This window comes from Streptomyces sp. HNM0645, from assembly GCF_030056615.1.
In the GTDB taxonomy this organism is placed as follows: Bacteria; Actinomycetota; Actinomycetes; order Streptomycetales; family Streptomycetaceae; genus Streptomyces; species Streptomyces marianii.
Genome location: NZ_JASHLT010000003.1, coordinates 104177 through 130483, shown reverse-complemented (window position 1 = coordinate 130483; position 26307 = coordinate 104177). Strand labels below are relative to the sequence as shown.

The following is a 26307-nucleotide window of genomic DNA, read 5'->3' as shown; positions in this document are numbered from 1 at the left end:
ATGAACGCCGCACTCCGGTGACGCGTATTCATACTGGCCACGGGGAGGCGCACTTCCGCATGACCGCACGCAGTCGACGGATTCCAGGAGCACACGTATGAGTGGTACCGCCCAGATCGGCGTCACCGGGCTCGCGGTGATGGGCCGCAATCTCGCCCGCAATTTCGCGCGCAACGGCTACACGGTCGCCCTGCACAACCGGACCACCGCCCGCACCCGCGAGCTCGTCGAGTCGTTCGGCGACGAAGGGGCCTTCGTCCCCACCGAGTCCGCCGAGGAGTTCGTCGCCGCGCTGGAGCGCCCCCGCCGCCTCATGATCATGGTCAAGGCCGGTGCCCCGACGGACGCGGTGATCGAGGAGTTCGCCCCGCTGCTGGAGCCCGGCGACCAGATCATCGACGGCGGCAACGCGCATTTCGAGGACACCCGCAGGCGTGAGCGCGAACTGCGCGAGCGCGGAATCCACTTCGTGGGCGTGGGCGTATCGGGCGGTGAGGAGGGCGCGTTGCACGGCCCGAGCATCATGCCGGGCGGCTCCCGCGAGTCGTACGACACGCTCGGCCCGATGCTGCAGAGGATCGCCGCGAAGGCGCCGGACGGCACTCCCTGCACCACGCACATCGGCGCCGACGGCGCGGGCCACTTCGTGAAGATGGTGCACAACGGCATCGAGTACGCCGACATGCAGCTGATCGCCGAGGCGTACCACCTGTTGCGCTCGGTCGCCGGGTACTCGCCGCAGAAGATCGCCGAGACCTTCCGCGAGTGGAACACGGGCCGACTCGACTCGTACCTGATCGAGATCACCGCCGAGGTGCTGGCCCACACGGACCCGGTGACCGGGAAACCGTTCGTCGACGTGGTCGCCGACCGGGCGGAGCAGAAGGGCACCGGCCGCTGGACCGTGCAGATCGCCCTCGACCTGGGCGTGCCGGTGTCGGGCATCGCGGAGGCCGTCTTCGCCCGTTCGCTGTCCGGGCACGTCGATCTGCGCGAGGCCTCGCAGTCGCTGCCGGGGCCGACGCCCCGGCCGCTGGACGAGGCGGACGCCGCCCGCTTCGCGGCGCAGGTCGAGCAGGCGCTCTACGCATCCAAGATCGTGTCGTACACGCAGGGCTTCCACCAGATCCGGGCCGGCAGCGACACCTACGACTGGGACATCGACCTCGGCTCGGTGGCGGCGATCTGGCGGGCGGGGTGCATCATCCGCGCGGCCTTCCTGGACCGGATCCGGACGGCGTTCGACACGCGGTCCGATCTGCCCAGCCTGCTGTCGGACAAGCAGTTCGCCGAGGAGATCGGCGCGGCCCAGGACGACTGGCGCGCGGTGGTGGCCACCGCGGCGCGCCAGGGTGTGCCGACGCCGGGCTTCTCCACGGCGCTCGCGTACTACGACGCACTGCGCGCACGCCGGCTCCCGGCGGCGCTCACCCAGGCCCAGCGGGACTTCTTCGGCGCGCACACCTACCGGCGCACCGACCGCGACGGGTCGTTCCACACCCTCTGGGGCGGCGACCGGTCGGAGGTGGGCACCGGCTGAACCGTGGGCCGGGCGCATCCGGGCCGCGTGGTGGCGCGCCGGCGCGACGGATCACCGCACGTCGTGATCCGTCGCGTCCGCGGCGCGGCGCCGGCCCGTACGGCGTCAGCTCAGCGGGCCGGGCTGGGGGTCCGGTCCGGGCACCGGATCCGGTCCCGGCGGTTTGGGAATCGGGTCCGGCGCGGGACCGGGCGGCGGCTGCGGCGGGGGTACGGGCCCGGGCGGAGGCCCCGGCGCAGGCCCCGGACCGGGCTCCGGCGGCGGCGTGGGAGCCGGGGGCACGGGGTCGGGGGGCGGCGTCGGTGGCACGGGGTCCGGCGGTACGGGGTCGGGGGGCGGCGCAGGGGGTGCCGGGTCGGGCGGGGGCTGTGTCATGACGGTCTCCCCGGGGATTCGGTCGGCCGGGCGTCGGCTCGGCCGGACGCGCGTTTCGGGTTCCATGCATGCGGCTTCCCACACGCGTCCGGTCCAGTCATCGGCACGTGCGCGGGAAGGGTTGAGCCCGTCCGCATGCGCCGGCCAGCGGGCCGATCGGCATCGGCACCACCGCGAAGGTGTGAGTGGCCTCTCTGCCGGAGGCGGACCCGTCGGTGGAGCCCGGGGGACGCGAGGTCCGTGCCCACCACCGGCGCGCCCTCGCGTCGGCCGGGAGTGCCGGCTGCTTGCGCGGGCCGCCGGTCCGCTTGGGTCGAGGTGCCGGCGGGCCCGCGCAGGCCGGGGGTGCTCACCCGTGTGCGGAGTGCTCACCCATGTGCGCCGGTCGATGGTGCTCGGAACCGCAGGGGCCCCCGGCCTCACGGCTCGCGGCGGGCCGCCGGCTCCGGTGCCGCAGACGGGGCCGCCGACGGCGCCTCGCCCTCGACCGCCCCCGCCACCACCGCCCGTACCGCTGCCGCGAGGCCGGGGCGGGGGCTGGAGAGCACGGGGATGGAGGTGTTCACACGGGCGGCCGCGGCCGCCATGGACGCCTGGGCCAGGACGATCACATCGGCGTCGCGGACGGAGTCGACGGCGGCGGCGACCAGGTCCAGATAGCCGTCGTGGTCGCCGGACTCGAAGCGCTCCCAGGCTCCCCCGACGAGATGGGTGCGCACCGTTCCGGAGCCGTCCGGAACGGCGGCCTCCCTCATCCTCTCGCGGTCCGCAGGGTCCAGCGCTTCCCCCAGGGGTTCCGCGCGCACCGCGGCCCCTCGGCCCGCTTCCCCGCGAACCCGTTCCTCCCCGATCAGCGCGACCGTGGGCGCCAGGGTGGTCGCGACCGCCGCGACGACCGCGATCCGCCGGTGGGCGGCGGCGGCCGCGGCCATGGGCCGGTCGACCCGCAGAACGGGCACGCCGACGTCCGCCGCGCACCGCTCCGCCACCGCCCCGATGGTGGAGCAGGTACACAGGACCGCGTCCGCTCCCCCGGCGACGGCACCGGCCAGAGCCGAGCGAACGGCGTCGGCCACCGCTGCCGGACCGTGCGACCTGGCCCGGGCCAGCAGGGCATCGTCGACAGTGTGCCGCAGCCGCAGACCCGGGTGGTGGCGGCCCTGCAGGGCGTCGAAGACGGGCACATGAACCGGCGAGGTGTGCAGCAGGGCCAGCACGGGCCCCGCTGCCCCCGGCGGGCCGGCCTCGGGCGAACGCTCCGCCGGCGGGCCGACCCTGTGCGAGCGGTCGGCCCACGGCGGCAGGTCCGTCACAGCCCCGGGTGCTCCTTCGCCTGCCGCTCGGCCTCCGTGACCAGCTCGGCGGACGGCACGGGAGCCTCGTCCGGGTGCCGCTGCGCCCACTTCGCGGCGTACGGGCAGAGCGGCACGACCGGCACGCCCTCACGGGCGGCCATCGCGTAGAACTCTCGCACCAGGGTGCTGCCGATGCCTTTGCCCTCGTGCGCGGGCTCGACGATCGTGTGCACGGGAACCAGCGCGGCGGGGTGGAAGTCCAGCGTGAAGTACGCGATGTGGCCGACGAACTCGCCGTCGTCGTACGCCTCCAGCCGCCCCTTCTCACGATCGTCACGGAGTTCGGAGTCGGCCATCGTGCTCTCCTCGGTCAGCGGACGTGCCGTCGATCGGTTCAGTATCGGGCCACGGGAGCCGGCACGGCGTGCGGGCTGCTCTCCGTATCGCTCCCGGGGACCGGCCGGGACGGGTCCGAGCCCAGCTCGACGATACGGTTCCGCCCGTCGACATGGACGACGCGGGGCACCAGCGACCTCGCCTCGGCGTCCTCGACCTGTGCGTAGCTGATGAGGATGACCAGGTCACCGGGGTGCACGAGATGGGCGGCGGCACCGTTGATCCCGATGACGCCCGAGCCGCGCTCCCCTTCGATCACGTACGTCTCCAACCGGGCACCGTTGTCGATGTCGACGATGTGGACGAGCTCGCCGGGAAGCAGGTCGGCCGCTTCCATCAGCTCGGCATCGACGGTGACGGAGCCGACGTAGTGCAGGTCGGCCTGGGTCACGGTGGCCCGGTGGATCTTGGACTTGAACATGGTCCGAATCACGGAGAACTCCCGAGTTGTCTGCTCCCTGCCTGCTTTTTGCAGGTCAAGGGCGGTCTTCGGAGCGTACAACGATTCGCATGTCCGGTCAGCGGACCTCCGTCAACATGTTCACGATGTCGCCAGGTTGAGGGAAGCGGGGGCACGCCCAGTCCTGGCCTACGGCAGCCCGCCCCTGTCGCTCCCCGTCCCGGTCGGTCAGGTCGGGTCAGGGGAGCCGGGCGGCGACGTACTCCGTCAGGTCGAGCAGGCGGTTGGTGTAGCCCCACTCGTTGTCGTACCAGCCGAAGACCTTGACCAGCTCACCGCTGGCCTGGGTCAGCGGGGCGTCCAGGACGCAGGAGGCAGGGTCGCCGACGACGTCGCGGGAGACGATCGGGGCGTCCGAGACCCGCAGGACGCCCTTCAGCTGCCCGTCGGCGGCCTCCCGGAACGCGGTGTTGACCTCGTCGGCGGTCACCGGCCGCTCGAGGACGAGGCTCAGGTCGGTCAGCGAGCCGTCCTCGACAGGGACGCGTACGGCGATGCCGTCCAGGGCGCCGGCCAGCTCGGGCAGGACCAGACCGACCGCGCGGGCGGCGCCGGTGGATGTGGGGATGATGTTCACCGCGGCGCTGCGGCCCCGGCGCAGGTCCTTGTGCGGGCCGTCGAGGACCACCTGGTCGTTGGTGTAGCCGTGGATGGTGGTCATCAGCCCCTTGACGATGCCGAAGTGCTCGTCCAGCACCTTCACCATCGGGGCCACGCAGTTGGTGGTGCAGGAGGCGTTGGAGATGACGTGGTCCCGCTCCGGGTCGTACGTGCCCTCGTTGATGCCCATGACGACGGTGGCGTCGACGCCCTTGCCGGGCACGGACAGCAGCACCTTGCGGGCGCCGCCCTTCAGGTGCAGCCCGGCCTGCTCGCGGGTGCGGAAGTGGCCGGTGGACTCGATGACGATGTCGACCCCGAGACCGGCCCAGTCCAGGGCGGCCGGGTCGCGCTCGGCGGTCACGGCGATGCGCTGTCCGTCGACGGTGACCGAGGTGTCGTCGTGCTCGACGGTGCGGCCGAGACGGCCGTACGTCGAGTCGTACGCCAGCAGGTGCGCCAGCGCCGCCGGAGAGGTGAGGTCGTTGACCGCCACCACCTCGATGGCCGTGGCCGCCTCGGTTTCCGCACGCTGCAGCAGACAGCGCAGGTAGTTGCGTCCGATCCGGCCGAAGCCGTTGATGCCCACGCGCACGCTCATGTCCGTCGCCCTCCCGATCGACCAGGTCCGAACCGGGTCGCCGCGTCTCTGTGTGCTGCCAGCCTGGCGGTGGAGGGTGCGGTCGGGCACGGGCCGTACGGGGACAAGCCAGGGGACCTTCGGCCCGGGCTCGCCGCGCGGGTGTCAGTGACCTCCCTGCTTCAGCCTGTCCTGGGCCTGAGTGGCGATGACCGCGGCCTGGATGCGCCGTTCCACACCGAGCTTGGCCAGCAGCCGGGAGATGTGGTTCTTGACCGTCTTCTCGGCGAGGTAGAGCCGTTGGCCGATCTGGCGATTGGTCAGGCCCTCACCGATCAGGGCCAGGATCTCCCGCTCCCGGTCGGTCAGCCCCGGCAGGGCGCCGGGCTCGGGTTCCGGCGCCCGGGCCTGACGCAGCCGGGTCATCAACCTGGTGGTGGCGCTCGGGTCGAGCAGCGACTGGCCGGCGGCCACGGTACGGACGGCCGAGACCAGGTCCGTGCCCTGGATCTGCTTCAGCACGTATCCGGAGGCGCCGGCCATGATCGAGTCGAGCAGGGCCTCCTCGTCGTCGAACGAGGTCAGTATCAGGCAGGACAGTTCCGGCATGCGTGAGCGCAGCTCGCGGCAGACGGTCACGCCGTCGCCGTCGGGCAGGCGCACATCGAGCACGGCCACCTGCGGGCGCAGCGCGGGAACCCGCATCAGGGCCTGCTCCGCCGTGCCCGCCTCGCCGACCACGGTGAAGTCCGGCTCGTCGTTCAGCAGGTCGCGCACACCGCGCCGTACCACCTCGTGGTCGTCCATGAGGAAGACCCGGATCGGATTGTCACTACCGGGTCGCTCGCTGTCCGCCGTCGACGGCTCCTGTCCTGTGTCGTCTGTCCCAGGAACCGGAAACCGCCGGTGGGGCGGGACCAGTCCTTCCCTGCCTCAGATCTTGTGCGATCCCTGGGCCGAACGGCCAGAGCCGACCGGCCCGTTTCGGTCTGACGTTCCCACATTCCCACGCGCACCGGTTCTGATCGCCCACCGGACGGCGACCGGTGCCGAACCGCCTGGGCGCTACGCCGGCAGTGCCGGTATGTACCGTCAGTCGTCTGCCGCGCCCCTCGTGGCCGGTCGCTCCCCCACGCTCTGCTTCGCGCGCGGGGAACCCCATCGCGTACGGAGCAGCATGCGATGCAGCCCAGCGTCTTTCCAGTGCACTGCCGAACCGCAGCGGCGTCGCCGAGGCCGCTCACGAGGCCGGCGGGCCTCCCCGTGGGGACCACACCGGCCGAGTCGGGACCATCGGCCCCTGGAACGGCGGCCACCCGGTCGTGAGGCTCGGAAGGAGGGCCGGCGCAGTCGTCCGGCCTGCTGGTCCCGAACCCGGAGGCTGCTTCCCATGATTCGCCCATCACCGTCGGGCTGGACGGCTCGCCCGAGAGCCTGGCCGCCGCCGACTGGGCCGCACCGCGCGCCGTGCACGCGCCGAGCCTGCCGCCGCTGCACGGACACGGCCCGTTGTGGGCCAACGGGCCGGCCAGGAAGGCGATATCACGGGACGGGCAGGGAAGGCGCTGACCGGCGCTGGGACCGTGACGGGAGAAGTACCCGCACGGGCCGGTCGTCCACCCGCTCGATCTCGCGAGACAGAGAGCAGTCAGAGAACCGAGGAGCTTCGAAATGAAGGCAGCAGTCGTCCGGTCCTTCGGCGAGCCGCTGGTGATCGAGGAGCGTCCGGATCCGGAGCCCGGTCCCGGCCAGGTCCGCATCCGGCTGGAGGCGTCCGGACTGTGTCACACCGACATCCACGCCGCGCACGGTGACTGGCCGGTCAAGCCCATCCCACCGTTCGTCCCCGGCCACGAGGGCGTCGGCATCGTCGAGGCACTCGGCGACGGCGTGACCCACCTGGAGGTCGGGCAGCGGGTGGCGGTTCCGTGGCTGGGCTGGGCCTGCGGGCGGTGCGAGCACTGCCTGTCCGGCTGGGAGACCCTGTGCGAGCGGCAGCACAACACCGGTTACAGCGTGGACGGCGGCTATGCCGAGAAGATGCTCGCCCCGGCCGACTTCGCCGCCCCCGTTCCCGACGGCATCGACCCGCGTGACGCCGCCCCGCTGACCTGCGCCGGCGTCACCACGTACAAGGCGCTCAAGGTCGCAGACGTCCGCCCGGCGCAGCTGGTGGCGATCTCCGGCGTCGGCGGCCTCGGTCACCTGGCCGTGCAGTACGCGAAGATCGCCGGGGCCACGGTGGCCGCGATCGACGTCACCGACGACAAGCTCGACCTCGCCTGCGAGCTGGGGGCCGACATCCTCATCGACGCCCGCAAGGAGGACCCGGCCGAGGTGCTGAAGCAGCACGGCGGCGCGCACGCCGCCATCGCGCTGGCCGTCAACGAGCAGGCGTTCGCCTCCGTCTACGGCGGTCTGCGGCGCGGCGGCAAGCTGGTCATGGTCGCCCTGCCCGCCGGCGGAACCATCCAGGTGCCGATCTTCGACACCGTCCTGAACGGCACCTCCGTCATCGGCTCGATCGTCGGCACCCGCCAGGACCTCGCGGAGGTGTTCCAACTGCACGCAGCCGGACGCACCAAGGTGATCTACGAGAGCCGCCCGCTGGACACCGTCAACGACTCCATCACCGACGTCCTCGACGGTCGCATCAAAGCTCGCATCGTCTTCGAGATGTGACCCGACCGAACCTGTCCGCCGCGCGTCGTCCGCCGACCGGCCACGACGCCCGGCGGACACGACCGAGCCCCACAACCCTCCCTGGGAAAGCTGTATGAAAGGGCACACCGTCATGGCCCGTTACGTGTACGACTTCACCGCGGGCGGCCGTGACATGGCCGACCTGCTCGGCGGCAAGGGCGCCAACCTGGCCGAGATGACCCGGATGGGTCTGCCGGTGCCGCCCGGGTTCACCGTCACCACTGAAGCCTGCCGGGCCTTCCTCGCCACCGGCTCCGAACCGGACGGCCTGGTCCGCGAGATCTCCGAGCACCTGACCGCCCTGGAGCAGGCCGCCGGCCGGCGGCTGGGGCAGCCGGACGACCCTCTGCTGTTGTCGGTCCGCTCCGGGGCCCGCTTCTCGATGCCCGGCATGATGGAGACGATCCTGGACATCGGCCTGAACGACGAGTCCGTGCTGGGGCTGGCGAAGTCCTCCGGGAACGAACGCTTCGCCTGGGACTCCTACCGCCGCCTTGTGCAGATGTTCGGCGGCACCGTCATGGGCGTCGACAGCGCGCTGTTCGAGAACGTGATGGCCCGCCTCAGGGAAACCCGCGGCGCGGCCGACGACCTGGGCCTGGACGCGGTCGATCTGGCCGAGCTCGTCGAGGCGTACAAGGAACTGATCCGCCAGGAGACGGGCGAGTACTTCCCGCAGTCCCCCGCCGAGCAACTGCGCCGCGCCGTAATGGCCGTCTTCGAGTCCTGGAACGGCGAGCGCGCCCGCCTCTACCGCCGCCGCGAACACATCCCCGACGACCTGGGCACCGCCGTCAACGTCCAGACCATGGTCTACGGCAACCTCGGCACCGACTCCGGCAGCGGAGTCGCCTTCACCCGGGACCCGGCCACAGGGCGCCCCGGCCTGTACGGCGACTACCTGTCCAACGCGCAGGGGGAGGATGTCGTCGCGGGCATCCGCAACACCGCTGCCCTGGACGAACTGGGCCGCCTGAACCCCGAGGCGTTCGCCCGGCTCCGCGACCACATGCGAACGTTGGAGACCCACTACCGGGACCTGTGCGACGTCGAGTTCACCATCGAGGGCGGCCGGCTGTGGATGTTGCAGACCCGGGTCGGCAAGCGCACCGCCGAGGCCGCGTTCGCCATCGCCGCCGCGCTGACGGACGAGGAACTCATCAGCCCCGACGAGGCTCTGGCACGCCTCAGCGGCGACGGCCTCGCCCGCCTGATGTTCCCCCGCTTCGACACCTCCGCCGTCGGGGACGCCCTCGCACACGGCATTCCGGCCTCGCCGGGCGCCGCGGCCGGCGCCGCGGTCTTCGACTCCGCCGAAGCGGTACGGCGCGCCGCGGCCGGGGAGAAGGTCGTCCTCGTACGACAGGAGACCACCCCCGACGACCTGCCCGGCATGATCGCTGCCCAGGCCGTGCTGACCAGTCGCGGCGGCAAGACCAGCCACGCCGCCGTGGTCGCCCGCGGCATGGGCAAGGTCTGCGTGTGCGGCGCAGAGGAGATCTCCGTCGACCCGCAGGGCCGGCGCTTCAGTGCGGGCGGCAGCACCGTCGAGGAGGGCACGGTCATCTCCGTCGACGGCTCCGAGGGCGCCGTCTACCCGGGCGCGGTCCCGCTGGTGGACTCGGCGGTGATGCGGTACTTCGAAGCAGGTCTCGAGACGGGTGCCGAGAGGAGCGCCGATACGGGTGAGGGCTCGGCCGGGGTGGTCGACGCCGTCGCCCGCGCCATGCGACATGCCGATGGTGTGCGGCGATTGGGTGTGCGGGCCAACGCGGACACCCCCGAGGACGCCGCCCGTGCCCGCAGGTTCGGAGCCGAGGGCATCGGACTGTGCCGGACCGAACACATGTTCCTCGGCGACCGGCGGCAGCTGGTCGAGGCGATGATCCTGGCCCGCGACGACGCCGAACGCGAGCGGGCGCTGGACGCACTGCTGCCGCTGCAACGGCAGGACTTCGTCGGCATCCTGGAGGCGATGGACGGCCTGCCGGTCACCATCCGGCTCCTGGACCCGCCGTTGCACGAATTCCTGCCGGACCGCACCGAACTCGCCGTCCGCGTCGCTGCGGCCGAGGCACACGGCACCCCGCCGAGCGCGCACGACGCCGAGCTGCTTCGAGCCGTGAACCGGATGCACGAGGAGAACCCGATGCTCGGCCTGCGCGGCGTACGCCTGGGGCTGGTGGCACCGGGACTGGTCGCCATGCAGGTGCGGGCGATCGCCGAGGCGGTCATCGAGCGCAAGCGGGCGGGCGGTGATCCGCGTGCGGAGATCATGGTTCCACTGATCGACACGGTCGAGGAACTGCGGCTCGTACGCGAGGAGGTGGAACAGGTGATGGCCGAGGTCAGCAGGGCCACCGGCGTCCCCGTCGAGTGCCCCGTCGGCACGATGATCGAGCTGCCGAGGGCGGCTCTGACCGCGGGCCGGATCGCCGAGGAGGCGGAGTTCTTCTCCTTCGGCACGAACGACCTGACCCAGACCACCTGGGGGTTCTCCCGCGACGACGTGGAGGCGGCGTTCTTCTCCGCCTACCTTGACAAGGGCATCTTCAAGGTGTCCCCGTTCGAGACCGTCGACCGCGATGGTGTCGGCCGCCTGGTCGAGATCGCGGTCGTGGAGGGCCGCGCGGCCCGGCCCGGGCTGAAGATCGGGGTCTGCGGCGAGCACGGCGGAGACCCGGACTCCGTGCACTTCTTCCACGGCGCGGGACTGGACTACGTCTCCTGCTCACCGTTCCGCGTCCCGGTCGCCCGCCTGGAGGCCGGACGCGCCGCGCTTCCCGGGGCGCGGACCAGCGACAGCTGCTGACGCACCCGGAAGGGCCGAAGCCGGACGCGAAAGAACCGGCTCCGGCCCTTCCGGCTGTCGGCTGGCGACTGCATGTGAGATGACACCAGCCGTACCCAGGCCTGGGGCCTTCGCAAGGAGCCCGAGGAGATCGATCGGCACCTCGTACTGCCCCGCGATGATCTCGGCCGTGTCGGCCGCCGGCACCTTCGCCTCTTCGGCGAGCTTGGCTCTGCCGTCTCCAGCCGGGAGTTGAGGACCAACCCGACCTTGGTGGCCGAATCGGTCACACAGCGGGCGAATCCCTTCGCCCGGGTCTTCCACTCCGCCACACCTGCTCCCTCCCAGCACCGGAAGGACAGGATGCCGCCCCACCCGGTTCCGGTGGAGCGCGCCTCACGCGGACTGCCGGCACGGCCCAGGGTCGGTGGTCAGGGCGGCGACCAGAAGGGCCGGCCGGTGGCGGCCTCGAGGAACGGCCGCATGCCCGACCCCCGTTCGTCCCGCCCCGCGACGGCGGCGGCCACGGCACAGAGCCAGGTCCTGGTGCCGGTTCACCTGCCGGTGTCCGGCATCAGGACCTCGGCGCGGGCTCCCCTGAGGCTGCCGGTCGTCGGCAGCTGCTCGGAGAGGTGTTCTCCGGGCCCGGCCGTCAGTGCCCGTGGGTCGCGTCCACCGGGCGGCCGAGCCGTGTCCGGCCGGCGCGCCAGACGTGCTCGGTCAGCAGCACGGTGGAGGCCGTGGCGAGGCAGATCGCCCACTGGGCGGGGCTGAGCGGCACGGTGTCGAAGACACCCTGGGCCACGGGCACTTGCACGGCGATGACCTGGAGGACCAGAACGGTGGCCAGGCAGATCCACAAGGTGCGGTTGTGCAGCTGGTGACGGCCGAGGACGGGGCCGTCCTCGCCACGTGCGGCCAGGGCGTTGCACAGTTGGAAGAGGACGAACGTGGTGAAGGCCATGGTGGCGGCGGTCTCGGTGTCGGTGAGGTGCCGGGCGCCGGCGAAGACGGCCAGGGTGCCTGCGGCCATGACCGCGCCTGAGCGGGCGATGGCAGCCAGGCGGCGGGCGTTCAGGATGCGCTCGCCGGGCGGGCGGGGCGGACGCCGCATCACGTTGTCCTGCGGCGGGTCGATGCCCAGAGCCATGGCGGGCGGTCCGTCCATGATGATGTTGACCCACAGCAGCTGGATCGCGGACATGGGCGCGGGCAGTCCGGCCAGCACGGTGGCGAGCAGGGTGAGGATGGCGCCGATGTTGGTGGACAGCTGGAAGCGGACGAACGTGACGATGTTGTCGTAGACGCAGCGGCCCTCGCGGACCGCGCGGACGATGGTGGAGAAGTCGTCGTCCGTCAGGACCATGTCGGCGGCCTCTTTGGCCACGTCGGTGCCGGTAATGCCCATCGCGACGCCGATGTGGGCGGCGCGCAGGGCGGCGGCGTCGTTGACGCCGTCTCCGGTCATGGCCACGATGTGGCCCTTCTCGGAGAGCGCGCGGACGACGGTCACCTTGTGTTCGGGGGCGACGCGGGCGAAGACACCGACGTCCTCCACGCGGTCCGCGAGTTCCCGTTCGCTCATCCTGGCCAGTTCTGTACCTGAGACGACGTCGCCGGTGATGCCGAGTTCGCGGGCGATGGCGGCGGCGGTGTCGGCATGATCCCCGGTGATCATCTTGACGGTGACGCCGGCGGCCTGCGCCAGGGCGACGGCGTCGCGGGCCTGAGGACGCGGAGGGTCGGCTATCCCCGCGATCGCGGTCAGGGTCAGTCCCGTCACCTCCCGGGGGTCCGACCGGTCCGTGGTGCCGGTGGCTGCCCCGAGGACCCGCAGGCCCTGACCGCCCATCCGCCGGGCGGCGTCGGTGACCTCACGGCGGCGCTCGGCGTCGAGGGGGACGCGGCACTGTTCGGTCAGGACGTGGGTGCAGCGCTCCAGCAGGACGTCGACGGCTCCCTTGGCGTGGACACGGACGCGACCGTCCTCCGCGTCGGTGTGGAAGGTGGCCATGTACTTGGCGGCCGGGTCGAAGGGGATCTCACCGGTACGCGGCATGCGGTCGCGGAGTCCGGCGTCGACACCGGCCTTGGCGGCGAGTACGGCCAGGGCGGCCTCGGTGGGGTCTCCCATGACGCCGTCCGGGGTGACGCGGGCGTCGTTGCACAGGGCGAACGGCAGCACCGCGTCGCACAGGGCGGGCGGGGGCGCGTCATGCGGGGTCACATCGCGCTTGGCCCCGTCGTGCAGGGGCGCATCGTGCGGGTCCCGGCCGTGCCGCTCGTCCACGGGGCGGACGGTGCCCGCGGTGTCGTATCCCTCCCCGGTCACCTCGTAGGCGCGCCCGGCGGCCCACAGGGCGCGGGTGGTCATCTCGTTCAGGGTCAGGGTGCCGGTCTTGTCGCTGCACACCACGGTCGCGGAACCGAGTGCCTCGACGGAGGCCAGGAGTTTGACGATGGCGCCGTGGCGGGCCATGCGGTGGACGCCCAGGGCCAGGGTGAGCGCGAGAACGGCCGGCAGACCCTCGGGAATCGCGGCGACGGCCAGGGCCACCGCGCGCAGCGCGAGGTCGGCGAGCTCCTCACCGCGCAGGAGGGCCACGAGCGCGTAGGCGGCCACGGCGATGCCGCTCACCAGGGCCAGGCGTCGGCCCAGGCTGTCCATCTGGACCTGGAGCGGGCTGGGCGGTTCCGCGCCGGTGCGCAACGCCTCGGCGATCGCGCCGACCTCGGTGCGCATGCCGGTGGCCGTGACGATCATCTCGGCGCGGCCGCGGGTCAGGGCGGTGTTCATGAAGAGCATTCCGGTGCGCTCGGCAACGGGTACGGGCTCGGCACCGTCGGCCCCGGTGGGCGCGGTCGTCTTGGCGACGGGCTGGGACTCGCCGGTCAGCGCGGCCTCGCCCGCCTCGACCGACTCGGCGACCACCAGGCGCCCGTCGGCCGGGACACGGTCGCCGGCTTCCAGCAGGACGACGTCGCCGGGCACCAGGGTGCGGGCCGGGATCTCCTTCACCTGGCCGTCGCGTCGCACGCGTGCGGTGGGGACCAGCATCTGGCGCAGGGCCTCCAGGCTGCGCTCGGCGCGGCGTTCCTGCAGGTAGCCGATGGTGGCGTTGATGAACAGGACGACCGTGATGACGAGGGCGTCCTTGATCTGGCCGATGATTCCGGCGACGACGGCTGCGGCGAGCAGGATGCCGATCAGCCAGCTGCGGAACTGGTCCAGCAGGCGCAGCCACTGCGGTCGGCGCACCGGTTCGGCCAGTGCGTTGGCGCCCCAGGCGGCGGCCCGCTGCTCGGCGTCCGCCGTGGTCAGGCCCGTGGCCGGGAGTACGGCCAGTAAGTCCGCCACTTCGGCGGCGTCGCGCCGGTAGGCGTCCGGCTGCGGGGGCGTCGGTACCGGCAGGGCGTGGTCTGCGGCCGTGGTCTGCTCGGGCAGGGTGTCATTCCCTGCCGTGGACTGCTGCTCGGGCAAGGTCACTCCTTGCCGCGGACGACGGTGACGGGGCAGTGGGCGTGGTGCAGCAGGGCCTGGCTGACGGAGCCGAGCAGCAGGCCGGTGAAGCCGCCCCGGCCCCGGGCTCCGGTCACCACCAGCTGGGCGCCGCGACTGGCGTCGATCAGAGCCGGGCGGATCCGGGAACGCACCAGGCGCCGCTCGACCACGACCTGGGGATGGACCTTCTGCCAGGAGGCCACCGTCCCGTCCAGCAGGTGCTGCTCGGCCTCGCGGATACGGTCGGCGTCTGCCACCACGGCGGTGAGGGGGTCGCCGGGACCTTCGTAGGCGTGCTCGCTCAAGGTGTTCCACACATGGAGGGCGACCAGCGGCGCCTTGCGCAGTGCCGCCTCGGCGAACGCGAACTCCACTGCCGCCTCGCCGGCCGCGGAGCCGTCCACGGCCAGGATCACCGCACCGGCCGGATCGGGGCGGCCCCGCACCACCGTCAGCGGGCATTGGCCGTGGGCGGCCAGATGTACCGCCGTCGAGCCCAGCAGCAGCCCGGAGAAGCTGCCCAGGCCCCGGCTGCCGACCACCGCCAGCGACGCCGACCGTGACTCGATCTCCAGCACCTCAAGCGCCTCCCCGGCCACCACCGACCGGGTGATCTCGATGTCCGGCGCGATCGTGTGCGCCCGTTCCTCTGCGCGGGCCAGTGCACCCCGCACCATCGGCTCCAGACCGTGGTCGGCGGCGTTCCACGGCGGCGCGCCGGCCGGCCGGTGTCCGGACGCCCGCCCGAAGGCGTGCACGATCCGCAGCCCCACCCCGCGCAGATGCGCCTCACGGGCGGCGACCTCGACCGCGCCGGTGCTGGAGGCGGAACCGTCCACGCCCACGATCACGGGATCACTCACCGGGTCGCGGTCACGCACCGGGTAACTCACCGGGTAACTCACTGGATACTCCCATCCCGGACCATCGCCGACGCGCGGCCCCTCGGCCTCCAGCCTCGGTGCGGCCTACCCGGTACGCCCAGGGGCCGTCGGTCCGGGCCAGGGGGCCACTCGGCCCTGTCGGGCCCCAAGGGCGCTCACGACACTGATCACCTGCCGCGCTGCTCCGGCCGCTGCCGTGCACCCTGTACGACGACTTGAGCACTCCGCGGCGCCTGCCGAAAACCAGTGCACGGCGGGCCGCTGCGACGCCTGCCGAAGACCGTCTACGGCGGGCCGAGGCCATGGCCCGGTGCGAAGAATCCGGATGCGTGACGACGGGGAGATCCACATGGACGTCAACGAGGTGCTGCTGCCCGGCGTGGGGCTGCGCTACGAGTTCGTCAACCACGAGGGTGACCGGATCGGGGTCGTCGCCCAGCGCTCGGGTGATTTCGAGCTGGTGGTGTACCCCGGCGACGATCCGGACGAGGCCCGCCCGGTCCTCCGGCTCACCAACCAGGAGGCCGACACTCTCGCCGAGATCCTCGGGGCCCCGCGCATCGCCGAGCGGTTCGCCGATCTGACCCGTGAGGTGCCCGGTCTGAGCGCGGGTCAGGTCGAGGTGCGTCCCGGCAGCCCGTTCGCCGACCGGGCCCTGGGGGACACCCGGGCCCGGACCCGCACCGGTGCCTCGATCGTGGCCGTCGTCCGCGGCGAGGACGTGATCGCCTCCCCCGGACCGGGCCAGACCCTGCGGGCCGGGGACATCCTGGTGGTGATCGGCACCCGCGAGGGCATCGCCGGAGTCCAGCGCATCGTCCAGGGCTGAGCGGTGCACACTCCCATCGCCCTGCTGCTGGAACTGGGCATCATCCTGGCGGTGCTGAGCCTGCTCGGCACCCTCGCACGGCGTTTCGCCCTCTCGCCCGTACCGCTGTACCTGCTGGCCGGACTGGCCCTGGGCGACGGCGGGCTCGCTCCGGTTCCGGCCGCCCGGGACTTCGTCGACACCGGCGCCGCCATCGGTGTGATCCTGCTGCTCCTGGTTCTCGGTCTGGATTTCACCGTCCGGGAGTTCACCGTCAGCCTTCGCCGGCACCGTTCCTCCGCCGTCATCGACCTCGTCCTCAACGCCGCCCCGGGCGCCGTGGCCGGCTGGCTGCTCGGCCTGGACGCCAGCGGGATCCTGGCGCTCGCGGGCGCCACCTACGTCTCCTCCTCCGGGATCGTCGCCCGCCTGCTCGGCGACCTGCGCCGGCTGGGCAACCGGGAGACTCCCGCGGTGCTGTCCGTGCTGGTGGTGGAGGACTTCGTGATGGCCGCCTACCTGCCGCTGCTCGCCGTCTTCGCCTCCGGAGGCACCTGGTGGCAGGCGCTGCTCGCTGTCGCAGCCGCCATGACGGCCGTCACCGCGGCCATAACCGTGTCCTGGCGCTGGGGCCAGCATGTCGGCCGTATCGTGTCCCACCCCGACGCCGAGCAGGTACTGCTCCGCGTTCTCGGTATCACCCTGATCGTGGCCGCGCTGGCCGAGATCATCCACGTCTCCGCCGCCGTCGGCGCTTTCCTGATCGGACTCGCGCTGACCGGGACCGCCGCCGACCGGGCCCGGGCCGTGCTCAGCCCGCTGCGCGACCTGTTCGCCGCGGTGTTCTTCCTCGCCCTGGGCCTGACCGTCGATCCGGGCGACCTGCTGCCGATGCTGCCCGCCGCCACGGCGCTGGCAGTGGTCACGGCCGCGACCAAGGTGGCCGCCGGCTGGTATGCCGCCCGACGCGAGGGCGCGGGCCGCCGCGGCCGGCTGCGGGCCGGAACCGCGCTCATCGCCCGCGGCGAGTTCTCCGTCGTCATCATCGGGCTGGCCGCCCCTGCGCAGGGCCGCCTGGCGGCTCTGGTCACCACCTACGTGATGCTCCTCGCCGTCTGCGGCCCCGTCCTCACGCGCTTCGCACCCACCCGGCAGGCGGCCCCCCGCCCGCCCGCACCGCGGGACAGGGCAGGGGGCCGCCCACCGCACGAGGTCAGTGCCGCGGGTCCGCTCCCCGCACCACCGCGACCGGACAGTGGGCGTGATGCAGCAGGGCCTGACTGACCGAGCCGAGCAACAGCCCGGTGAAGCCGCCCCGGCCGCGGGCGCCGGTCACCACCAGCTGGGCGGACCTGCTCGCCTCGATCAGCTCCTCCCGCGTCCCGCCGTGCACCACCCGGTGCTCCACCACCACACCCGGGTACCGCTCCTGGCGTCCGGCGAGCGCCTCGGACAGCAGGCGCTCCTCCTCCCCGGCGAGGGCGCCCGGCGGGTTGGCGTAGGGCATCGACGGGTCCTGCGGCGCGGGCATCGGTGCGTTCCAGGTGGTCCAGGCGTGCAGCGCCACCAGCGGCGCCTTCCGCAACTCGGCCTCGGCGAAGGCGAAGTCCGCCGCTGGCCCACCCGCCGCCGAGCCGTCGACGCCCAGCACGATCGGGCCTTCCGCACTCGGCTGCTCCCGCACGACCAGCACCGGACACCGGCCGTGTGCCGCCAGATGGACGGCCGTCGACCCGACCAGCAGCCCGACGAACCCGCCCATGCCGCGCGACCCGACCACCACCAGCTCAGCCGCACGCGACTGCGCCTCCAGGACCGTCAGTGGCTCTCCGGTCACGACGGCCTGGCTGACCTCGACCTCCGGTGCCGCGGCGCGCGCCCGCTCGACCGCCTCGGCCACCAGGCGGTCGGCCAGGTTCCGGAGCCCGCCCTCGGGCGGGCCCGAAGGTGACGGGCCCAGGGGCACGTGCAGCGCGGGCCAGATGAACGCGTGCACCACCCGCAGCCCCGCCCCGCGCAACCTCGCCTCCCGTGCCGCGGCCTCGACCGCGGCGAGACTCGACGCAGACCCGTCCACACCTACTACCACCACACCGCTCATCCTGCCTCCCACATCCAGTGCCTACGCCATTGCTCTCACCCATCACACTCCCCCGGCCGCGCCCCCGTGCGCATGGGCCTGTTGGCGCCACGGTCAGGGCCGATCGGCGCTCCTTCGCGGCGGCGACGTACCCGTCCTCGCTCCGGCGGACGATCGTTGCGGCCCACGCCGTGGCGGCGTCGTCACCGACCGGGTCCAGGCGGCAGGAGGAAAGTCCGCCTCGTGGCTCAGGGCCGGTCGGCCCTGCCCCGTCGAGCCGGTGCGCGGGAGGCTGGAGAGGCGTCGAGGACCGGCCACCCGGGACAGTCCAACGGGACGGCAGCGGCCGGACCGGTCGCCCTCACCCGAGAGTTCCGGCCCCCGATGCCGGCCGCCGGCACCTCGCCCTGTGGGGACACGGGACGGCCCGCTGCGGCCGTACGCGGGGAAGGCGATCGTCCTCCACAGGCACCGGCAGAGACCGGTGCCCTCCACGGACACCAGCGGAGAAGGGAACTGCCGTGAAGACATCCAAGGTCGGCGAGGTGATGACCCCCGACGTCATCCAGGCGTGCCAGGAGACGCCGTTGAAGGACGTGGCACAACTGCTGGCCCGGCACAGGATCAGCGGCCTGCCGGTGGTGGACGCCGATGACAAGGTCCTCGGGATGATCTCCGCGACCGACCTGGTCCGCCGGCAGGCGTCGCAGGCCCGGCCAGCCCAGGGCATCCGCTCCTGGCTGCCGGCACTGCGCCGCAAGGCCCGAGTCGCCGCTGCCAAGGCCCGTGCCATGACCGCCGGGCAGCTGATGTCGACCCCCGCGATCACCGTGCACCCGGAGCAACGCGTCGCGGACGCCGCGCGGGTGATGGAGCGTCACCGGATCGAGCGGCTGCCCGTGGTGGACGAGGAGGACCGCCTGATCGGCATCGCCACCCGCCGTGACCTGCTGCGGGTCTTCCTGCGCACGGACGAGGAGATCCGGCAGGAGATCATCGGCGAGGTCCTGACCCATGCCATGCGCCTGCCGCCCCACACCGTCGTCGTCTCGGTCCACGACGGGACGGCCACGCTGGAGGGACGTCTCGAACGCCGTAGCGACATCCCGGTGGCCGTCCAGCTTTCCTGGCGGGTGGACGGCGTGGTGGGCGTGATGAACGGTCTCACGTTCCGCGTCGACGACACCCACCCGCCCGAGAAGCATCCCTCGCAATGGATCGCCCACCGCCGGCTTCCCGAGCGGTGACGACGCTCCTTGGGGTGCTTCAGTGGCGCAGTACGCCGTACAGGCGCAGCCAGAAGGGCGGCAGCATCTCGGTGCCACGGGCGGTGGTGACGTCGCCCAGGTCGATGATGTCGCCGGCCGGTTGCCGGTGATCACTTTGCCGGCCAGGAGCACGGCAGCGGCGGACTCCAGGGCGTCCAGGCTGCTGAGGCCCGCGGTGGTGTCATCCATACCCCCGCCACCGCCACGACGTCGACAACGCTCTGCAGGCGCTGTCGAACACCCGCCCCGGTCCGCGGTCCCGCACACCTCGCTGTCAGAACCGATCGGCCCTGACGATCCGGCCCGGTCGGGCCCCGGCCGGGACCTTCGACTCCTGGGTGACGGCTCCCGTCCGAGGAACGGTGGTGGTGGGAGCGGCACCGATCCCCCGTGGTGCCGCTCCCACCCGGAACGTGCCGGTCTTCCGGCCCACGACCTCGACGACGGAGGCACGACCCCCATGACCCGACAGGACGCCCCAACCCGCCCCGCCGCACCGGGCGGCGAGCCGTCCGAGACCGCCATCGCCGTCGACCGGCTGGTCACGAACGGGCTCAAGGCGCTCGCCGACTACCAGGACCTGACGCAGGAGCAGGTCGACCTCATCGTGAAGAAGGCGTCGGTCGCCGCCCTGGACCAGCACACCGCGCTCGCGCGGCTCGCGGTCGAGGAGACCGGCCGCGGTGTCTTCGAGGACAAGGCGGCCAAGAACATGTTCGCGTGCGAGCACGTCACGCACAGCATGGGCAAGATGAAGACCGTCGGTGTCATCGCCCGCGACGACGTCGAGGACATGGTCGAGATCGCGGAACCGGTGGGTGTGGTCTGTGCGATCACTCCGGTCACCAACCCGACCTCCACCACGATCTTCAAGGCGCTCATGGCGCTGAAGACCCGCAATCCGGTCGTGTTCGCGTTCCACCCCTCGGCCCAGCGCTGCAGCGCCGAGGCGGCCCGGATCGTGCGCGACGCGGCCGTCGCCGCGGGCGCGCCGGAGCAGTGCGTCCAGTGGATCGAGACCCCGTCCGTCGAAGCGACCGGCACGCTCATGCGCCACCCGGGGGTCTCGCTGATCCTCGCCACCGGCGGCAACGCCATGGTCAAGGCCGCGTACTCGGCCGGCAAGCCCGCCCTCGGCGTGGGCGCCGGCAACGTTCCCGCGTACGTCCACAAGAGCGCCAAGCTGCGCCGCGCCGTCAACGACCTGGTGTTGTCCAAGTCGTTCGACAACGGCATGATCTGCGCCTCCGAACAGGCCGTCATCCTGGACGACGAGATCTACGACGAGGCTCTGACGGAGTTCCGTGCGCTGCACGCCCACCTGGCGACCGCCGAGGAGAAGGCGAAGCTGGAGGCGTTCCTCTTCCCCACCGGCAAGGCCGCCCCGGGTGGTGGCTGCGAGCCCAAGGTCAACGCGGCGGCCGTGGGACGGAGCCCGGCATGGATCGCCGAACAGGCCGGTTTCAGCGTGCCCGCCGGCACCTCCGTCATCCTGGTCGAGGCCGAACGCGTGGGCCCGGACGAGCCGCTGACCCGCGAGAAGCTCTGTCCCGTCCTCGCCGTCCTGCGGGCAGGCTCCGAGCAGCAGGGTTTCGACCTGGCCGCCGGCATGGTCGCCTTCCACGGCCAGGGCCACAGCGCCGTCATCCACACCGAGGACCGCGCACTCGCCGAGGCGTACGGCAGGCGCATCGAGACCGTACGGATCATCGTCAACGCACCCTCCTCACAGGGCGCCATCGGCGGCATCTACAACAGCCTGCTGCCGTCCCTCACCCTGGGCTGCGGCTCCTGGGGCAGCACGTCGGTGTCCAACAACGTCTCCGCCGCCCAGCTCCTGAACGTCAAGCGGGTCGGCACGCGCCGCAACAACCTGCAGTGGTTCAAGGTACCGCCGAAGATCTACTTCGAGCCGCAGGCCATCCGCTACCTGACCTCCATGCCGGACGTCCACCGCGTCACGATCGTCACCGACGCCACCATGACCCGCCTCGGCTTCGTCGACCGCGTCGACCGCGTCCTCAAGCGCCGTGCCGAGCCCGTGACGCTGCAGATCATCGACAACGTCGAACCTGAACCCAGCATCGACTCCGTGCAGCACGGCGCCTGCCTCATGCGGGACTTCCGCCCGGACACGATCATCGCGCTCGGCGGCGGTTCGCCCATGGACGCGGCGAAGGTGATGTGGCTGCTGTACGAGCACCCGGACATCGACTTCGCCGACATGCGGCACAAGTTCTCCGACATCCGCAAGCGTGCCTTCCGCTTCCCCACACTGGGCGCACGCGCCCGCCTGGTCTGCGTGCCCACCACCTCCGGCACCGGCGCCGAGGTCACCCCGTTCGCCGTCATCTCCGACCCGGCCACCGGCAAGAAGTACCCCCTCGCCGACTACGCGCTCACCCCGAGCGTGGCCATCGTCGACCCCCTCCTGACCACCGCCCTGCCCCCGGCCCTCGCCGCCGACAGCGGCTTCGACGCCCTCACCCACGCCATCGAGGCGTACGTGTCCGTCTACGCCAGCGACTTCACCGACGGCCTCGCACTGCACGCGATCCGCCTGATCTTCGACAACCTCGAAGCGGCGGTCAACGACCGCAAGGAGTCGGCGGCGGCCCGGGAGAAGATGCACAACGCCGGCACCATCGCGGGCATGGCCTTCGGCAACGCCTTCCTCGGCATCGTCCACGCCATGTCCCACACCCTCGGCGCCACCTTCCGCATCGCCCACGGCCGCACCAACGCGGTCCTGCTCCCCCATGTCATCCGCTACAACGGCACCGTCCCCACGAAGCTGACCGGCTGGCCCAAGTACGAGAACTACCGCGCCCCCGAACGCTTCCAGGACATCGCCCGCGCCCTCGGCCTGCCCGCGGCCACCCCACAGGCGGGTGTGGAGGCCCTCGCCCGGGCTGTCGAGCGGCTGCGTGACGCCGTGGGCATCGAGCCGTCGTTCCAGGCGCTCGGCGTCGACGAGCGGAGCTTCCTGCTCGCGCTGCCCCAGCAGGCCCTGAACGCCTTCGAGGACCAGTGCGCGCCCGCCAACCCGCGGATGCCCATGCTCGACGACATGGCGGAGATCATGCGAGCGGGCTACTTCGGCTCGGGCGACGGATCCGGCGAGTAGCACCCATCGCCGGTCGTGCGCCCGGGCGCACGACCATGTCGGAGGCGCGTCGTGACCGCCTCGGCCTCGACGGCCCACGCGGCTGCCTTCACCACGCCCCGATGCCTGCAGAAGGGGTGGCTCGTCAGGGCCCTGGTACCGACCACCGACTGGCGGGTCAGGGCGCGATGTCGAGTACGTCCCGTGTGGGACGACGGGTTGTCGCGGGGCCCGACGGGCCATGTCCGAGGCGCAGGACCATCTGCACATGCCCGGTGCCTGTCCCCGGATCGCGCAGTGGCCGACGTAGGCCGCGCCATTCCGGGGCCTGGGCGCCGATGGAGCCGGACAGGCCGTTCAGGGGGGCCAGCAGAAGGACGCGCTCATCACCTGGCCGGCGCGCAACCAGTCCTCCGGACGGTGCCGTGCTCAGCAGGGCCGGGTGAGGACGGTGCTCGAACCCGGCTGCGGCACGGCCCGGCATCGGACGTCGGCGTCCCGAGGGTCCGGCAGCAGCCGGGGCCGCGGATGCCACCCACCGTGCACGGCAGCTACCCGCAGGGTTCATCGGCGCGGCGCCGCAGCCGAGGGGCAAGGCACGGCCATGGGGGGGGCGGTGCGCGGTACGGCGCGTCGGGGATCCGAGCGCACCGGGAGGGTTCGGCTGCCCGGAAGGCAGCGGAACCGCCACGGCTGCGCGTTGTGCAGGGACAGCGCGGCCGTCGCTTCGTGGACCAGGGCTGTCACCGTCTCCCGGGTGAGCGATGGCGTCGACACCGAGTGCTGCCCTCCGGGCTCCCCGTGGCTCCCTGAGCGCGTTCTTCGTCGCCGGCCCCGGCACCTCCAGGGTGCCACCGCCGCTCGGCCTTCGACCGGCTTCCCGGTATCTCGCCCGGCCGTGACATGCCTGCGTTCACAGGGCCCGCAGGCCGTGCTCCCGGAACTGCTCCCGCACCCGCTCCGTCAGGTCCGCGTCCGGCGTCGGTGTGTCGCGCAGGGGGAAGGGGATGCCCAGCGCGTCGTACTTGTGGGCGCCGAGCTTGTGGAACGGCAGGACGTCGACCCGGTCGACGTTGCCCAGCCCGGCGAGGAAGGCGCCGAGGCCGTCGATGGCCGCCGGGTCGTCGGTCCAGCCGGGGACGAGAACGTAGCGGATCCACACAGGCACGCCGAGCCGGTCCAGGCGGGTGGCGAAGGTGAGGGTGGGGGCGAGGTCGCCGCCGGTCAGCTTCCGGTAGGTGCGGATGTCGAAGGACTTGATGTCCAGCAAAACCAGGTCGGTGTCGGCGAGCAGTTCGTCGCTCGCGCGAGCGCCGAGGAAGCCGGAGGTGTCCAGGGCGGTGTGCAGGCCGAGTTCCTTGCAGCGGCGGAAGATCGCGGCCGTGAAGGCCGGCTGGAGCAGGGCCTCGCCACCGGTGAGGGTCACTCCCCCGCCTGCGGTGGTGATGAAGGGCCGGTACTTCTCGATCTCGGTCATCACCTCGTCGACGGTGGCCGGCTTGCCGTCGCGCATGTGCCAGGTGTCCGGGTTGGCGCAGTACAGGCAGCGCAGCGGGCAGCCGGAGAGGAAGAGCACGAACCGGGTCCCGGGACCGTCCACTCCCGTGGACAGGTCCCAGGAGTGGATCCGGCCCGTCACCGGCTCGACGGTGGTGTTCACAACGATCCGTGGAAGGTGCGGCTGATCACGTCGAGCTGCTGCTCGCGCGTCAGACGGACGAAGTTGACGGCGTATCCGGAGACCCGGATCGTCAGCTCCGGGTACTTCTCGGGGTGTTCCATGGCGTCCTCCAGTGTCGCGCGGTCCAGGACGTTGACGTTCATGTGGAAGCCGCCGGAGGCCATATAGGCGTCGAGGATGCCGGTCAGGTGCGCGGCACGCTCGGCCGGGTCGTGGCCGAGGCCCTCGGGTGTGATCGTCGTCGTGAGTGAGATGCCGTCGCGGGCCTGCTCGTAGGGCAGCTTGGCCACCGAGAGGGCCGAGGCGGCCACCCCGTGCCGGTCACGGCCGTTCATCGGGTTCGCTCCCGGCGCGAAGGGCGCTCCGGCACGCCGGCCGTCGGGGGTGTTGCCGGTGTGCTTGCCGTAGACCACGTTGGAGGTGATGGTCAGCACGGACTGGGTGTGCTCGGCGTCCCGGTACGTGGGGTGCCTGCGCACTTTCGCCATGAACGACTTCACCAGGTCGGTTGCGATGGCGTCGGCCCGGTCGTCGTTGTTGCCGTACGCCGGGTACTCGCCCTCGACCTCGTAGTCGACAGCCAGGCCGGTCGCGTCCCGGATGACCTTCACGCGCGCGTGCTTGACGGCCGAGAGACTGTCCGCCGCCACCGAGAGACCGGCGATGCCGCAGGCCATGAACCGGTGCACCGGATGGTCGTGCAGCGCCATCTCGATGCGCTCGTAGGCGTACTTGTCGTGCATGTAGTGGATGACGTTGAGCGCGTTGACGTACGTGGCCGCCAGCCAGTCGAGCATGTGGTCGTACGCCGCCCGCAGCTGCTCGTAGTCCAGGTAGTCACGAGTCAGCGCGGGCGCCTCCGGGGCGATCTGCTCGCCGGTCATCTCGTCCCGGCCGCCGTTGATCGCGTACAGCAGGGCCTTGGCCAGGTTGACGCGGGCGCCGAAGAACTGCATCTGCCTGCCGACGGCCATCGCGGAGACACAGCAGGCGATCGCCGTGTCGTCGCCGGTGTGCGGGCGCATCAGGTCGTCGGACTCGTACTGGATGGCGCTGGTGTCGATGGAGACCTGGGCGCAGAACCGCTTGAAGCCCTCGGGCAGCCCGGGCGACCACAGGACGGTGAGGTTGGGCTCAGGTGCCGGGCCCAGGTTGTAGAGGGTCTGCAGGAAGCGGAAGGACGTGCGGGTGACCAGCGGGCGGCCGTCCGTACCGATGCCGCCGATGGACTCCGTCACCCAGGTCGGGTCGCCGGAGAAGAGCGCGTCGTATTCGGGGGTGCGCAGGAACCGTACGATCCGTAGCTTGATCACGAAGTCGTCGATCAGCTCCTGGGCGCGACTCTCGTCGATCGTCTCCTCGTCCAGATCCCGCTGGAGGTAGACGTCGAGGAAGGTGGAGGTGCGGCCGAGCGACATGGCGGCGCCGTTCTGCTCCTTCACCGCGGCCAGGAAGCCCAGGTAGAGCCACTGCACGGCCTCGTGCGCGGTGGCGGCGGGGCGGGAGACGTCGCAGCCGTACGAGGCGGCCATCTGCACGAGTTCGCCCAGCGCCCGGATCTGTTCGGCCAGTTCCTGACGGTCGCGGATGACGTCCGGGCTGGAGGGCTGGGCGTCCAGCCGGGCCCGCTCGGCGCGCTTGGCCTGGATCAGCCGGTCGGTGCCGTAGAGCGCGACGCGCCGGTAGTCACCGATGATCCGACCGCGGCCGTACGCGTCCGGCAGACCGGTGATGATCCCGGCCTTGCGAGCGGCCCGCATCTCGGGGGTGTAGGCGTCGAAGACACCATCGTTGTGCGTCTTGCGATAGGTGCCGAAGACGCGGGTGACGAACGGGTCGGGCTCGTAGCCGTACGCCTTCAGGCCGTTCTCGACCATCCGCAGGCCTCCGTTGGGCATGATCGCGCGCTTGAGCGGGGCGTCGGTCTGCAGGCCGACGATCAGCTCGCGGTCGCGGTCGATGTAGCCCGGCCCGTGCGAGGTGATGGTGGACGGCAGGCCCGTGTCGACGTCGAGGATGCCCCGGCGCCGCTCCTCGGGGAACAGGGCGGCGATCTTGCCCCAGACGGCGAGCGTGCGCTCGGTCGGGCCGGCCAGGAACACGGAGTCGCCGTCGTAGGGTGTGTAGTTGGCCTGGATGAAGTCGCGTACGTCGACTCGGTCCCGCCAGTACGTGCCGGCGAAGCCGCGCCATGGCTCGGTCGCCGTCCGGGGTCCAGCTGTCACCGTTGCCGTCATC

General features: G+C 72.0%; 17 protein-coding genes. 7 read left to right on the top strand and 10 right to left on the bottom strand.

From position 1 onward, the window contains the following. The first annotated feature begins 97 nt into the window (after positions 1-97). The gene (gnd, locus tag QMZ92_RS02870; RefSeq protein WP_283295627.1) at positions 98-1540 is read left to right on the top strand and encodes an NADP-dependent phosphogluconate dehydrogenase; all 1443 of its coding nucleotides are present in this window, start codon (positions 98-100) and stop codon (positions 1538-1540) included. 794 nt (positions 1541-2334) lie between these two features. On the opposite strand, the gene QMZ92_RS02865 is transcribed toward gnd, so the two are convergent. The 5 genes from QMZ92_RS02865 to QMZ92_RS02845 form a co-directional block, all read right to left on the bottom strand. Further along, positions 2335-3132: a hypothetical protein gene (locus QMZ92_RS02865; RefSeq protein ID WP_283295713.1), complete on the bottom strand. Its 798-nt coding sequence runs from the start codon at positions 3130-3132 to the stop codon at positions 2335-2337. 92 nt (positions 3133-3224) lie between these two features. Then, positions 3225-3566 (bottom strand): GNAT family N-acetyltransferase, encoded by a 342-nt coding sequence (locus QMZ92_RS02860; protein WP_283295626.1) that lies wholly within the window; start codon positions 3564-3566, stop codon positions 3225-3227. A gap of 38 nt (positions 3567-3604) precedes the next feature. After that, positions 3605-4039, bottom strand: a complete 435-nt coding sequence (panD, locus tag QMZ92_RS02855; RefSeq protein ID WP_283295625.1) for an aspartate 1-decarboxylase — start codon at positions 4037-4039, stop codon at positions 3605-3607. 205 nt (positions 4040-4244) lie between these two features. Next, on the bottom strand, positions 4245-5267 hold the full coding sequence (gene gap, locus QMZ92_RS02850; RefSeq protein ID WP_283295624.1) for a type I glyceraldehyde-3-phosphate dehydrogenase: 1023 nt from the start codon (positions 5265-5267) through the stop codon (positions 4245-4247). Positions 5268-5411: 144 nt separating this feature from the next. Further along, positions 5412-6053 (bottom strand): response regulator, encoded by a 642-nt coding sequence (locus tag QMZ92_RS02845; RefSeq protein WP_283295623.1) that lies wholly within the window; start codon positions 6051-6053, stop codon positions 5412-5414. A gap of 864 nt (positions 6054-6917) precedes the next feature. Between QMZ92_RS02845 and adhP the strand changes: the two genes are divergently transcribed. Then, positions 6918-7928 carry an alcohol dehydrogenase AdhP gene (gene adhP / locus QMZ92_RS02840; protein WP_283295622.1) on the top strand — a complete coding sequence of 337 codons (1011 nt, stop codon included), beginning with the start codon at positions 6918-6920 and terminating at the stop codon, positions 7926-7928. Positions 7929-8040: 112 nt separating this feature from the next. Continuing rightward, positions 8041-10761, top strand: a complete 2721-nt coding sequence (ppdK, locus tag QMZ92_RS02835) for a pyruvate, phosphate dikinase (RefSeq protein ID WP_283295712.1) — start codon at positions 8041-8043, stop codon at positions 10759-10761. A 631-nt stretch (positions 10762-11392) separates the two neighbouring features. Here the strand turns inward: ppdK and QMZ92_RS02830 are convergent. Both QMZ92_RS02830 and QMZ92_RS02825 read right to left on the bottom strand, forming a co-directional pair. After that, positions 11393-14152 carry a cation-translocating P-type ATPase gene (locus tag QMZ92_RS02830; RefSeq protein WP_502961983.1) on the bottom strand — a complete coding sequence of 920 codons (2760 nt, stop codon included), beginning with the start codon at positions 14150-14152 and terminating at the stop codon, positions 11393-11395. Positions 14153-14223: 71 nt separating this feature from the next. Further along, positions 14224-15093: a universal stress protein gene (locus QMZ92_RS02825; protein ID WP_283295711.1), complete on the bottom strand. Its 870-nt coding sequence runs from the start codon at positions 15091-15093 to the stop codon at positions 14224-14226. A 358-nt stretch (positions 15094-15451) separates the two neighbouring features. On the opposite strand from QMZ92_RS02825, the gene QMZ92_RS02820 reads away from it, so the two are divergent. Further along, positions 15452-15955, top strand: coding sequence for a cation:proton antiporter regulatory subunit (locus tag QMZ92_RS02820; RefSeq protein WP_283295620.1), 504 nt, complete (start codon positions 15452-15454; stop codon positions 15953-15955). A 3-nt stretch (positions 15956-15958) separates the two neighbouring features. Continuing rightward, positions 15959-17218, top strand: coding sequence for a cation:proton antiporter (locus QMZ92_RS02815; protein ID WP_283295619.1), 1260 nt, complete (start codon positions 15959-15961; stop codon positions 17216-17218). Here QMZ92_RS02815 and QMZ92_RS02810 read toward each other — a convergent pair. Then, complete coding sequence (locus QMZ92_RS02810) at positions 17148-18035, bottom strand: universal stress protein (RefSeq protein ID WP_283295618.1); 888 nt, start codon at positions 18033-18035, stop codon at positions 17148-17150. The genes QMZ92_RS02815 and QMZ92_RS02810 overlap by 71 nt on opposite strands. A 500-nt stretch (positions 18036-18535) precedes the next feature. On the opposite strand from QMZ92_RS02810, the gene QMZ92_RS02805 reads away from it, so the two are divergent. Both QMZ92_RS02805 and adhE read left to right on the top strand, forming a co-directional pair. Beyond that, the gene (locus QMZ92_RS02805) at positions 18536-19261 is read left to right on the top strand and encodes a CBS domain-containing protein (RefSeq protein WP_283295617.1); all 726 of its coding nucleotides are present in this window, start codon (positions 18536-18538) and stop codon (positions 19259-19261) included. Between the two features lie 481 nt (positions 19262-19742). Beyond that, positions 19743-22409, top strand: a complete 2667-nt coding sequence (gene adhE, locus QMZ92_RS02800) for a bifunctional acetaldehyde-CoA/alcohol dehydrogenase (protein ID WP_283295616.1) — start codon at positions 19743-19745, stop codon at positions 22407-22409. An 892-nt stretch (positions 22410-23301) separates the two neighbouring features. Here adhE and pflA read toward each other — a convergent pair. Next, positions 23302-24048: a pyruvate formate-lyase-activating protein gene (pflA, locus tag QMZ92_RS02790; protein ID WP_283295615.1), complete on the bottom strand. Its 747-nt coding sequence runs from the start codon at positions 24046-24048 to the stop codon at positions 23302-23304. Then, positions 24045-26306, bottom strand: a complete 2262-nt coding sequence (pflB, locus tag QMZ92_RS02785) for a formate C-acetyltransferase (protein ID WP_283295614.1) — start codon at positions 26304-26306, stop codon at positions 24045-24047. Before pflB ends, pflA begins: the two co-directional genes overlap by 4 nt. Position 26307 lies beyond the last annotated feature (1 nt).

What these genes read in the sequence shown, in the direction of transcription:
- QMZ92_RS02820 (WP_283295620.1), top strand. Translation starts at nt 15,452, where the DNA reads ATGCGTGACGACGGGGAGATCCACATGGACGTCAACGAGGTGCTGCTG.
- ppdK (WP_283295712.1), top strand. Translation starts at nt 8,041, where the DNA reads ATGGCCCGTTACGTGTACGACTTCACCGCGGGCGGCCGTGACATGGCC.
- gnd (WP_283295627.1), top strand. Translation starts at nt 98, where the DNA reads ATGAGTGGTACCGCCCAGATCGGCGTCACCGGGCTCGCGGTGATGGGC.
- adhP (WP_283295622.1), top strand. Translation starts at nt 6,918, where the DNA reads ATGAAGGCAGCAGTCGTCCGGTCCTTCGGCGAGCCGCTGGTGATCGAG.
- adhE (WP_283295616.1), top strand. Translation starts at nt 19,743, where the DNA reads ATGACCCGACAGGACGCCCCAACCCGCCCCGCCGCACCGGGCGGCGAG.
- pflB (WP_283295614.1), bottom strand. Translation starts at nt 26,306, where the DNA reads ATGACGGCAACGGTGACAGCTGGACCCCGGACGGCGACCGAGCCATGG.
- QMZ92_RS02810 (WP_283295618.1), bottom strand. Translation starts at nt 18,035, where the DNA reads ATGAGCGGTGTGGTGGTAGTAGGTGTGGACGGGTCTGCGTCGAGTCTC.
- QMZ92_RS02860 (WP_283295626.1), bottom strand. Translation starts at nt 3,566, where the DNA reads ATGGCCGACTCCGAACTCCGTGACGATCGTGAGAAGGGGCGGCTGGAG.
- gap (WP_283295624.1), bottom strand. Translation starts at nt 5,267, where the DNA reads ATGAGCGTGCGCGTGGGCATCAACGGCTTCGGCCGGATCGGACGCAAC.
- QMZ92_RS02845 (WP_283295623.1), bottom strand. Translation starts at nt 6,053, where the DNA reads ATGGACGACCACGAGGTGGTACGGCGCGGTGTGCGCGACCTGCTGAAC.